A 10,515-nucleotide genomic window follows, 5' to 3' on the forward strand; every position below is an offset into this window, starting at 1 on the left:
GGATGTATCCGAATGGGGTGCCAGGTAACAACGTGTAAATGTTGCACTGTCAGGGAACCGGTCTTGAATATCCTGTCTAACTCCCTCACTTGAGCGAACTGCGTGGCGCCAGTCAAATATTGGGGCGCAAACGTAGATTGCTTAGTGAGAGGCAAGTCTGAAAAAAGGAGTACACAAGATGAACAATCGACATATCCAGACCTTCCTGACGGTTTCGGCTGCGTTCTTCGCCATGAGCGCGCCCCTGCATTCGAACGCCCGCACCCAGAGCGCGGCGAATGCAGCGACGTCGTGCGCGCAGTACACGCTGTGCGCGAAGGCTGACTCGAACCCGCTGGCGGCCTCGAAGGCCGGGCGTTAAGCCGTTCGATCCATGGTTTCGACGATGTGGCGCTGATCCGCGCGGCATCCCATTCACCTGAATTCGCCGTCGTAGGTGTGCGGCGCCGGATTCAAAAACTAAAAAGGGCGAAGATCGCGTGATCTTCGCCCTTTTTTCATTCATCGCCAGTCTTCCCCGGCTTAAACCTTGTCTTGCACGACGCCGCGGCGGATCTGGTCAAGCTCGATCGACTCGAACAGCGCCTTGAAGTTGCCCTCGCCAAAGCCCTGATTGCCCTTGCGCTGGATGATCTCGAAGAAGATCGGGCCGATCTGGTTCTCCGTGAAGATCTGCAGCAGCAGGTCTTCGGGCAGACCGTCGATCAGGATCTTGCGCTTCTTCAGCTCGTCCAGCGGTTCGGTGTGGCCCGGGATGCGGCGGTTCACCAGCTCATAGTAGGTATCGATGGTGTCGAGCAGCGCGATCTCCGAGGCGCGCAGGCCGTCGACCGTGCCATAGATGTCGTTGGTGCCGAGCGCGATGTGCTGGATGCCCTCGCCGTGATACGCGTCGAGGTATTCCTGGATCTGGCCAGCCGTCTCGCCGCCTTCCTCGTTGATCGGAATGCGGATCTTGCCGCACGGCGAGGTCATTGCCTTCGACTTCACGCCCGTCACCTTGCCTTCGATATCGAAATAGCGGATTTCGCGGAAGTTGAAGAGGCGTTCGTAGAACTCCGCCCATTCGGCCATGCGGCCGCGGTGGACGTTGTGCGTCAGGTGATCGATGTAGGTGAGACCGTGGCCGGCCGGGTTCTGGTCAGCGCCCTCGATCGGCACGAAGTCGACGTCGTAAATGCTGATGTCGCCGATGCTGCCCGGCTGCGCGCCGTTCTTGCCGCGCCAGCGGTCGACGAAATAGATCAGCGAATCGCCAATGCCCTTGATGGCCGGGATGTTCAGCTCCATCGGGCCGGTCTTGTTGTCGAAGCCCCAGGCGCCCAGGTCGAGCGCGTGCCTGTAGGCCTTGGCGGCATCCTCGACGCGGAACGCGATCGCGCAGATCGACGGGCCATGCAGGCGCGCGAAACGCTGGGCGAACGAATCCGGCTCGCCGTTGACGATGAAGTTGATGTCGCCCTGGCGGTAGAGCGTCACGTCCTTGTGGCGATGGCGTGCGACAGCGGTGAAGCCCATGCGCTCGAACAGCTTGCCGAGTGCCTTGGGATCCGGCGCGGTGTATTCGATGAATTCGAAACCGTCGGTGCCGACGGGATTATCCCAGGTGGATACCTGCATGCCTGTCTCCTGATTTGCGCTCAAGTACGTGATTTGATGCGACAAAGTGTAGCTGTGCGAGCTGGGCGAAAACTTGCGAACTTAATCGCTTGCGCGTCAATTTGAGCTATAAACTGCCTTGATCAAATCAATGGACGGCAGAAAATGGCGAGCATCGAACTGGACGCAATCGATCGGAAAATTCTGGCGATTCTTCAGGAAAATGGCCGGCTCTCAAACCAGGAGATCGCCGAGCGCGTCAATCTTTCACCCAGTCCGTGTCTGCGGCGCATCCGGCGGCTGGAGGAAAGCGGCGTGATCCGCACGTATGTCGCGCTGCTCGACGCGCAAATGCTCGGCCTGGACTTGCTGGCTTACGTCAACGTGCGGCTGGAGAAGCGCGGGCCGACGGCGTCGGGGCGTGAAGGCGTGACGCACGCGGAGCTCTTTCGCGCGGCGGTGCAAACCTGGCCGGAAGTGGTGGCGTGCCACGCCATGACGGGCGACATGGATTTCCTGCTGCGCGTGCAGGTGGAGGACATGGCGCACTTCTCGCGCTTCGTGCAGGATCAGTTGCTGCACCATCCGTCGGTGATCGACGTGAGGTCGAGCTTTTCGCTGCAAACCTTCAAGGAAACGACGGCGCTGCCAATTCCTCAGCAGTAGGGAGTGCAGCAGGAAGCGCGCGTAAAAAAAGCGGCCGAAGCCGCTTTTTTAGTCATGCGCATTCAACCCAGGCCGGGCAGCAGTCACGCCGCGATGGCCTGCGGCAGGATCGTTTCGATCAGCTTCGAGGTCTGGCGCGCCTGGCGCTTGAGCGCATAGTCGAACACGGCGGCCTGCTCCTGGAGCATTTCCGCAATGATGCTGCTCTGGTCGGCCGGTTCGAGCGAGAGATAAGCGTCGGCTTCGCCGTAGGCGTACTCGATCTTCATGCCCGACTTCTTGGCAATGTGCATCATCGTCGAGTTGCGCGACAGGCAATGCATGTACAGCGTGGTGACGTGCGTGTTGCGGCTGCGGATTGCGGCGCGCTCGAACAGCTTCGAGCCAATGCCCTGGCCGCGCGCGCTTTCGAGCACCGACACGCCGAACTCCGCCGTACGGCCATTGCCGTCCGCCGGCAGGTAAGCCAGATGGCCCGCGCCCACGAGTTGCAACTGGTGGTCGAACACGCCGAACACGGTGTCGCGCGTGAAGTCCATCGAGCGCACGTAGTTTTCGATCACGTGGTCGGGCGCGGCCTGGCCGAAGCGCAGCAGGCGGTCTTCGCTGTCGAGCGTGAGAAAGTGCGCGAGCAGGCGTTCGCGGTCGGCCGAGGTGAGTACGCGCACCATGGCCGGCGAATGTCCGGACGCGAGCGGACGGGCAGATGCGAGGATCGGCTCGTTGGCTTGGGTCGAAATAGTCGTCATGGTGGGGCCTCCCTGGAACACGAAAACGGCGCATGGATGATGCGCCGCAAAACGAATTCTAGCGGAAACCCTAAGGTCGATCTAGGGAAAACCCGGATTCCGGATTTGAGTGTTCCACCTAATTAACAAATTAGAACGCGTAACTTATTGATTTTTATAATGTATTCGTGGTGAATAGCTTGACGCGTCAATTGTTGTGACTACACATCATGTTGCGGTGCATCAATCTGGCCCGAATTGATCGACCGCCCGGTTGATCATCGGGATCGGTTCAGGCGTTCTGCAGCCCGTGATCCATGACGTCGATCACCTGTTCGGCGAAGTCGCGGTAACCCATGCGGCCACCGGGTTTGAGCCAGGTGAACGTCCAGTTGATCATGCCGAACAGCATCATCGTCAGCGAAGTCTGGTTTTCCGCCGTCACGCGACCCGGATAGGCGCGCGCGAGCTGGCGGGTGAACGCAGCGACTACGTCGCGCTGACGGTTCAGGATGATCTCGCGCTGCGCGTCCACGAGATACTTCACGTCGTTGAGCAGGGCCACATGGCGGCTGTGCGAGGTCTCGTACTCGGCGAGAAACGCGCGGATCAGCTCGGCGAAGCATTCGCGCTCGTCCAGACCCTTGCGCTGGCTCGCGCCTTCCACCTCGGCGATGATCAGCATGAGCCGTTTGGTGTAACGGTCAAGCAGATCGAACAGGATCGCTTCCTTGCTCTCGTAGTAGTGATACAGGCGTGCCTTCGAGGTGCCGCTCGCCGCAGCGAGATCGGACATCGAGGTGCTCGGATAGCTCGTCTGTGCGAACTTGGCGGCGGCGAGTTCGAGGATCTGGTCGCGCTGGGTTTCGTGGTCGGGCGCTCGGGTGCGTGCCATGTTGGTTCAGCAGGGGTTCGGCAAAAGATCAGCGGGAAAGGGAGAGGTGAGCCGCGGCATGCACCGGAATGGGGCGCGCGACGCGGGCGTCCTGGGCGCCGGTACGCGCGGCGCAAAGGTCGTCGCGCAGACGCAGCTCGCCCGCCGATGCGAGCTCACGCAGGCGCCAGCGCACGACCGGCTCGGCGACCGTGAAGCCCGCGCCGGCGCGCACGAGCGCCGCGCCTAGTGTGTCGCAGGCGAGCCAGGGCGCGCCGGAATCGCTGGGCGGAGTCGCTTCGCCGAGGATGTCGAGGATCTGTGCGTCCAGGTCGGCCCAGGTGCCGCTCGTAAAGGTGTTGTCGCGCCAGCGGCGCGTCTCGCCATTGGCGAACTTCGCCTCCTGCCATTCGAGCGCGAGGCGCGTGATGCGCAGCACCGAGATCGGCGCTGCGTCCGGCACGCGCGCTTGCAGGCGCGCGGCGACTTCGTCCTGTGTGCCGGCCAGATCGGCGGGGCTCAGGCGCACTTCGTTCAGGCGTTGCGGCACGTTGCGCAGCCGGTAGCAGGCGCGGCGCAGCGTGAGCTGATCGGCAGCGTCGTGCGTGTGCCAGATCACCACGCTGGCGTTGTCGGCTTCCAGCGCCTTCAGCGCGGCGCAGTCGTCTTGCGCGAGCGTCTGCATTACCTCTTGCGCCTCCGGCGCGCCGCATTCGCCGTCCACGCGCTGCCAGAAGGCCGCGCGCTGCGCCGTGCCGGGGTTGGCTGCCTCGTCGATATCGCGCAGCGGCCCGACCGTGAGGTCGTCGGCCAGCGCAATCACGTGCGCGGCCGACTGGACGCTTGCGGGGCGTGCGGCCTCGTGGGCCTGCAAAGCCTGACGCAGCGCGGTCGCTGCCGGCTCGCCGTGGATGAGGTGGATCGTGGTCATCGACAACTCGTTGCGTTCACCATGAACGCCTTGAACGACTGAATAAGTGCCAGATGCGTGCCGGGCATACAGGCGACACGCAAGCGACAAAAAGGGCCGCCCGCACCGATGCAGCGCTGCGCTGCACCACTGACGGGCGGCCCCTAGTGTAAGCGGATCGCCGGAGCGCCGAAAGCGTGCTGTTGCTCTAAGGTCTATTCGTCCTACATCGTCGAAGGCGAATCAACCCGCACGCGAGCCGCTTATCGTTCGTCGAAACTCACCACGACGCGCTCGCTGGCGGGATGGCACTGGCAGGTCAGCACGAAGCCGTCCTTCACTTCCTGCTCCTCCAGCGTGTAGTTCTTGTCCATCTTCACTTTGCCTTCGAGCACCTTCGCGCGGCAGGTGCAGCACACGCCGCCCTTGCACGCGTACGGCAGCGCAAGACCCGCCTTCAGGCCGACGTCGAGCAGGCTCACGCCCGCGTAGGGCAGGCGCAGCTTGCGCTTTTTGCCGTCGATGACGATTTCCAGGTCGGCGGCCGGCGTGCTTTCGGTGATCTCGACCACGGGCACGCCCGCCTGCGGCAGCGGCGAGCCGAAGCGCTCGACGTGCACCTTCTGCTGCGCCACGCCTGCGTCCTTGAGCGCGGCTTCGGCGGCGTCCATCATCGGGCCGGGGCCGCAGATAAAGGCTTCGTCGATTTCCTCGGCGGGCAGCAGCGATTCGATGAAGGCCGCGCACTTCTCCTGATCGAGCACGCCGTTGAACAGCTCCACGTCCTGCAGGTCGTCGGACAGCACGTGATAGAGGCGGAAGCGATCCATGAAGCGGTTCTTCAGGTCTTCCAGTTCCTCGGCGAACATGATCGCGTCCACGCTGCGGTTGCCGTAGACGAGCGTAAAGGCGCTGCGCGACTCCGTTTCGAGCGTGGTCTTGATGATCGCCAGCACCGGCGTAATGCCCGAGCCGCCGGAGAACGCCACGTAATGCTTGCCGTGCTCCGCGTTCAGGTGCGTGAAGAAGCGCCCATCGGGCGTCATCACGTCGATTTCGTGGCCAGGCGCGAGCTGGTCGAAGGCAAAGTTCGAGAAGCGCCCGCCGCGCACGCGTTTGATGCCGATGCGCAGTTCGCCGTCACGGTCGTAGTCGGTCACGCCGACGCAGATCGAGTACGAGCGGCGGGTTTCCTCGCCGTCGATATGGGTCTTGAGCGTGACGAACTGCCCTTGCGTGAAGCGATACGCGTCGCGCAGCTCGGGGGGAACGTCGAAGGCGACGGAGACCGCGTCCGCGGTTTCGGGCCGCACTTCGCGGATGCGCAGCGAATGGAATTGCGGAGTGGCCATGTCAGTAGGGTTTGAAGTAGTCGAAGGGTTCGCGGCAGTCGATGCAGCGGTAGAGCGCCTTGCACGCGGTCGAGCCGAATTGCGCGAGCCGCTCGGTGTGCTTCGAGCCGCAGCGCGGGCAGGTGGGCGCGGGCAGCTTCGGCATGAAGGTGATGGTTTTTTCGCTTGCGCCGGGCGCAGCGCCGCTGCCGCAGTTGCCGGTTGGCGGCGCGATGCCATAGGCGCGCAGCTTTTCGCGCGCTTCGTCGGTGATCCAGTCGGTAGTCCAGGCAGGGGCGAGCGTCGTCACGATGCGGTGCGGCGCGATCTGCGCGGCGTCGAGCGCGTGCGCGACATCTTCGGCGATCTGCGACATCGCCGGGCAGCCCGAATAGGTCGGCGTGATGACCACTTCGAGCTGGCCGTCGTCGGCGCGGCGTACGTCGCGCAGAATGCCCAGCTCGCGGATCGATACGACCGGAATCTCCGGATCGGGCACCGATTCGAGGACTTGCCAGGCGCGTTCGAGAGTGTGATCGGCGCTCGCTTGCATCGTCGTGACTTCCTTTTCCTGTGCGTACCTGTGCGTGCCTGTACGTACCTGTCCCAGGCCCGCGCTTACCAGCGCGCGCCCGGATGCTGGCGCGCGAGGCTCTGCATTTCGGCGAGCACGAAGCCCATGTGTTCCGAATGCTCGCCATGCTTGCCGGTCGTGATGTGCTTGACCGGCGCGGGTGCGGTGAGCGTCGCTTCTTCCAGCGCGGCTTCGACATCGGCGCGCCACGCGGCTTCGAGCTGTGCAGTCAGTGGTGCGATACCGGCTTCGGCGACCGTGCTTTCCACGGCGTCGGTGCTGAAGAATTCGCGCGTGTACGGCATCAGCCAGTCGAGCGCGGTCTGGGCGCGGCGATGCGATTCCTCGGTGCCGTCGCCGAAACGGATCAGCCATTCGCGCGCGTGATGCACGTGGTAGCGCGTTTCCTTGATCGAGCGTTCGGCGATCGCGGCCAGTTGCGGATCGGCGGAACGCAGCAGCGCCGTCCACAGGTGCGCCATCAGCGACGCATAGAGGAAGTTGCGCACGATCGTCACGGCGTAATCGTTGGCCGAATGCGTCGTGCCGGCGAGCGGGCCGAAGTGCGGCAGCTCGGCGAGCGTGTAGTTGGCGAACTCGCGCTCGGCGCGGAAGTAGGCGTAATCGTCCTCGGTGCGCTCGCGGCCGGTGAGCGCCTTGTCGAGCGTCGCGGCGTGCGTATAGAGCAGGCGCGCCTGGCCGATCAGGTCGAGGCTCATGTTGGCGAGCGCGATGTCTTCTTCGAGGATCGGGCCGTGGCCGCACCATTCCGTGTTGCGCTGACCGAGGATCAGCGCCGTATCGGCGAGGCGCAGCACGTACGCGAGGTGTTCTTGCGTGGGCGTCGTCATGTTGGCGCTCTTACATGTGGTTGACTTCGTCGGGCAGCGTGTAGAACGTCGGGTGGCGATAGATCTTGTCGCCAGCCGGGTCGAACAGCTCGGCCTTCTCGTTCGGATCCGATGCCGTGATCGCCGCCGACGGCACCACCCAGATGCTCACGCCTTCCTGACGGCGCGTGTAGACGTCGCGCGCCATGCGCAGCGCCATCGAGGCGTCGGCGGCGTGCAGGCTGCCGCAATGCTTGTGGTCGAGGCCCTGCTTGCTGCGCACGAACACTTCCCAGATCGGCCATTCCTTGTTCATCGTGCTATCTCCTTCCAGTGTCTGTTGGTGTTACGCGGCGTGTTGTTCGGCGCGCTGACGTTGCTTTTCGGCGTGGGCGAGGGCGGCTTCGCGCACCCATGCGCCTTCGTTGTGCGCCTTCACGCGCGTGCCCAGACGCTCGCGATTGCACGGGCCGTCGCCATTGACGACGCGCCAGAATTCTTCCCAGTCGATCGTGCCGTAGTCGTAGTGGCCGCGCGCCTCGTTCCACTTGAGATCCGCATCGGGCAGCGTGACGCCGAGCACCTTGGCCTGCTCGACCGTGGCATCGACGAACTTCTGGCGCAGGTCGTCGTTGGAGATGCGCTTGATCCCCCATTTGGCCGACTGGTTGCTGTGCACGGAATCGGCGTCGCTCGGGCCGAACATCATCAGCACCGGCCACCACCAGCGGTTCACGGCCTGCTGCACGAGTTCGCGTTGCGCATCGGTGCCGCTCATCATGGCGAGCAGGGCGTCGAAGCCCTGGCGCTGATGGAACGACTCTTCCTTGCAGATGCGGATCATGGCGCGCGCATACGGCCCGTAGGTGCAGCGGCACAGCGGGATCTGGTTCATGATCGCCGCGCCGTCGACCAGCCAGCCGATCACGCCGACGTCCGCCCAGGTGGGCGTCGGGTAATTGAAGATGCTTGAGTACTTGGCCTTGCCCGCGTGCAGTGCGTCGACCAGCTGGTCGCGCGAGACCCCTAGCGTCTCGGCCGCGCTATAGAGATAGAGGCCGTGACCGGCTTCGTCCTGCACCTTGGCGAGCAGGATCGCCTTGCGCTTGAGGCTGGGCGCGCGGCTGATCCAGTTGCCCTCGGGCAGCATGCCGACGATTTCCGAGTGCGCGTGCTGCGAGATCTGGCGCACCAGCGTCTTGCGGTAGGCGTCGGGCATCCAGTCCTGCGGCTCGATCTTGCCGTCGGCGGCCATGATTTCGTCGAACTGCGCCTGCTCCGGCGAAGCCGCCGCCGCGTCCAGCGGAGCGACATTGCCTGGAATGTCGAGGGATTGCGTGTACATGGGAACGCTCTCGTCAGAGTTTGGTGTGGAGTGCAGTATAAACCAACCGACCGGTCGGTAAATGAATATTTTGAGCTTGCGCAAATGGGTGAGGCGCGCGGGTGCAACTTGTCGGTGGTGGTGTCTGTGTTTTAGGGGATCGGGGGCGCTTTGGACGGGTTGTGTGTCAGGAGGATGGAAGGTCTCGATACGGGCCCATGGGGCACAATGGTCGCTTTGCTTGACTATCCGCGACTACGCGCGCAACCGACTGCATGAAGATCCCTTTTGCTACCACTGCGGCTGGCGCCGCTTTGCTCGTTTCGATCGGCGCGGCGACGCCGGCTTTCGCCCAACCGCCGGCCCCGCAAGCTGCCGCGGCTGGCGGACATTGGGTAACGAGCTGGGCGACGGCGCTCCAGTCCATTCCGCAGCGTGACGCGCTGCCCGCGCTCTATCGCGCACCCGATGTCGCGGGCCGCACGGTTCGGCAGATCGTTTATCCGACGCTCGGCGGGGACGTCGCGCGCGTGCACATCAGCAATCTCTATGGGCGCGCGCCGCTCGTGATCGAAGCGATGGCGATCGCGCCGTCGGCTGGCGGCTCGGCGGTGAGCCAGGCTGATAGCGTGCGGGTGACGTTCGGTGGCCGGCAGTCGGTGTCGTTGCCGCCTGGCGCCGAGCTCGACAGCGATCCGATCCATATTGGCCTGAAGCAAGGCGCACCGTATGCGATCAGCAGCTATATGGGGGCTGAGCAGAAGGTGGTGGCCTGGCATCGCGTGTCGAGTCAGGTGAACTATGTCTCGCGGCCGGGCGACCACGTGGCCGATCCGTCGATCGGCGCGTTTCCGGTGCGTTTCACGCAGTACGCTTGGGTGACGGGGCTGGCGGTCGAGGCGCCGGGCGCGCAGACGATCGCGGCAATCGGCGACTCCATCACGGACGGCATGCGCTCATCGCTCAATGCGAATCGCCGCTGGCCCGACGCGCTGGCGCGTCGTATCACCCGTGAACGGACAAATGTGGCGGTGATCGACCTCGGCATTAGCGGCAACCGGCTGCTGAGCGATTCGCCTTGCTATGGAGAGGCGCTTGAGCGCCGCTTCCAGCGCGATGCGCTCGGACACGTGGGTGTGCGGACGGCGGTGCTGCTGATCGGCATTAACGACATCAACTTCCAGGCGATGCCGCCGCGCTCGGGACTCGACTGTGATTTCCCCCATACGCAGGTGAATGCGGACGATCTGATCGCCGGGTATCGCCGTGTTATCGCGGCGGCGCATGCGCGTGGCGTCCGCCTGCTTGGCGCGACGATTACGCCCGCCGAGCTGCCGCCTGAGCGTGAGGCGATCCGCTCGAAGGTGAATCAGTGGATCCGCACGAGTGGGCAGTTCGATGGGGTAGTGGACTTCGATGCGGCGCTGCGCGATCCGGCTGACCCGCTGCGCCTGCGCCGCGATTACGACAGCGGTGACCACATCCACCCGAGCGACGCGGGCTACGCGGCGATGGCGAACGCCGTGCCGCTGGCTGCGATTGATGGGAAGTAAGAAATACTTGCGCCGCCCCCTTGCGCGGCGGCGCGCGTAGCGCTAAGATTCGCCCCCTTCGCTGCTTGCCGTACTGGCTGCGAAGCCTGCCGGGAGAAACGGCGGGGCGCTCCGGCGACATCCTGC

The 10,515-nt window shown here is 64.1% G+C and carries 12 protein-coding genes; 3 read left to right on the top strand and 9 right to left on the bottom strand.

All coding sequences use genetic code 11. The features are described 5' to 3' along the window. Positions 1-178 precede the first annotated feature (178 nt). Positions 179-361 (top strand): hypothetical protein, encoded by a 183-nt coding sequence (locus BBA01S_RS44190; RefSeq protein WP_042298415.1) that lies wholly within the window; start codon positions 179-181, stop codon positions 359-361. A gap of 161 nt (positions 362-522) precedes the next feature. Here the strand turns inward: BBA01S_RS44190 and hppD are convergent, their stop codons facing one another. Continuing rightward, a complete protein-coding gene (hppD, locus tag BBA01S_RS35245) occupies positions 523-1,620 on the bottom strand; it encodes a 4-hydroxyphenylpyruvate dioxygenase (RefSeq protein WP_027820536.1) in 1,098 nt (365 codons plus the stop codon). 144 nt (positions 1,621-1,764) lie between these two features. Between hppD and BBA01S_RS35250 the strand changes: the two genes are divergently transcribed. Then, positions 1,765-2,265, top strand: a complete 501-nt coding sequence (locus BBA01S_RS35250; RefSeq protein ID WP_027820537.1) for an Lrp/AsnC family transcriptional regulator — start codon at positions 1,765-1,767, stop codon at positions 2,263-2,265. An 83-nt stretch (positions 2,266-2,348) separates the two neighbouring features. Here BBA01S_RS35250 and BBA01S_RS35255 read toward each other — a convergent pair whose 3' ends face one another. The 8 genes from BBA01S_RS35255 to paaA all read right to left on the bottom strand — a co-directional run bounded on the left by BBA01S_RS35255 (position 2,349) and on the right by paaA (position 8,857). Then, positions 2,349-3,014, bottom strand: coding sequence for a GNAT family N-acetyltransferase (locus BBA01S_RS35255; RefSeq protein WP_027820538.1), 666 nt, complete (start codon positions 3,012-3,014; stop codon positions 2,349-2,351). Positions 3,015-3,285: 271 nt separating this feature from the next. Next, a complete protein-coding gene (locus BBA01S_RS35260) occupies positions 3,286-3,888 on the bottom strand; it encodes a TetR/AcrR family transcriptional regulator (protein WP_027820539.1) in 603 nt (200 codons plus the stop codon). Positions 3,889-3,916: 28 nt separating this feature from the next. Beyond that, positions 3,917-4,798: a DUF1835 domain-containing protein gene (locus BBA01S_RS35265; RefSeq protein ID WP_027820540.1), complete on the bottom strand. Its 882-nt coding sequence runs from the start codon at positions 4,796-4,798 to the stop codon at positions 3,917-3,919. Positions 4,799-5,040: 242 nt separating this feature from the next. Beyond that, positions 5,041-6,129, bottom strand: a complete 1,089-nt coding sequence (gene paaE, locus BBA01S_RS35270; protein WP_027820541.1) for a 1,2-phenylacetyl-CoA epoxidase subunit PaaE — start codon at positions 6,127-6,129, stop codon at positions 5,041-5,043. A gap of 1 nt (position 6,130) precedes the next feature. Beyond that, on the bottom strand, positions 6,131-6,661 hold the full coding sequence (paaD, locus tag BBA01S_RS35275; RefSeq protein ID WP_027820542.1) for a 1,2-phenylacetyl-CoA epoxidase subunit PaaD: 531 nt from the start codon (positions 6,659-6,661) through the stop codon (positions 6,131-6,133). 65 nt (positions 6,662-6,726) lie between these two features. Continuing rightward, positions 6,727-7,533: a 1,2-phenylacetyl-CoA epoxidase subunit PaaC gene (gene paaC / locus BBA01S_RS35280; protein WP_027820543.1), complete on the bottom strand. Its 807-nt coding sequence runs from the start codon at positions 7,531-7,533 to the stop codon at positions 6,727-6,729. A 10-nt stretch (positions 7,534-7,543) separates the two neighbouring features. Beyond that, the gene (gene paaB / locus BBA01S_RS47235) at positions 7,544-7,828 is read right to left on the bottom strand and encodes a 1,2-phenylacetyl-CoA epoxidase subunit PaaB (RefSeq protein ID WP_027820544.1); all 285 of its coding nucleotides are present in this window, start codon (positions 7,826-7,828) and stop codon (positions 7,544-7,546) included. A gap of 30 nt (positions 7,829-7,858) precedes the next feature. Beyond that, positions 7,859-8,857 (bottom strand): 1,2-phenylacetyl-CoA epoxidase subunit PaaA, encoded by a 999-nt coding sequence (paaA, locus tag BBA01S_RS35290; protein ID WP_027820545.1) that lies wholly within the window; start codon positions 8,855-8,857, stop codon positions 7,859-7,861. Between the two features lie 254 nt (positions 8,858-9,111). Between paaA and BBA01S_RS35295 the strand changes: the two genes are divergently transcribed. Continuing rightward, positions 9,112-10,389 carry an SGNH/GDSL hydrolase family protein gene (locus tag BBA01S_RS35295; RefSeq protein ID WP_052392031.1) on the top strand — a complete coding sequence of 426 codons (1,278 nt, stop codon included), beginning with the start codon at positions 9,112-9,114 and terminating at the stop codon, positions 10,387-10,389. The last annotated feature ends 126 nt before the right edge of the window (positions 10,390-10,515 follow it).

The organism is Paraburkholderia bannensis NBRC 103871 (assembly GCF_000685015.1).
Classification (GTDB): Bacteria; Pseudomonadota; Gammaproteobacteria; order Burkholderiales; family Burkholderiaceae; genus Paraburkholderia; species Paraburkholderia bannensis.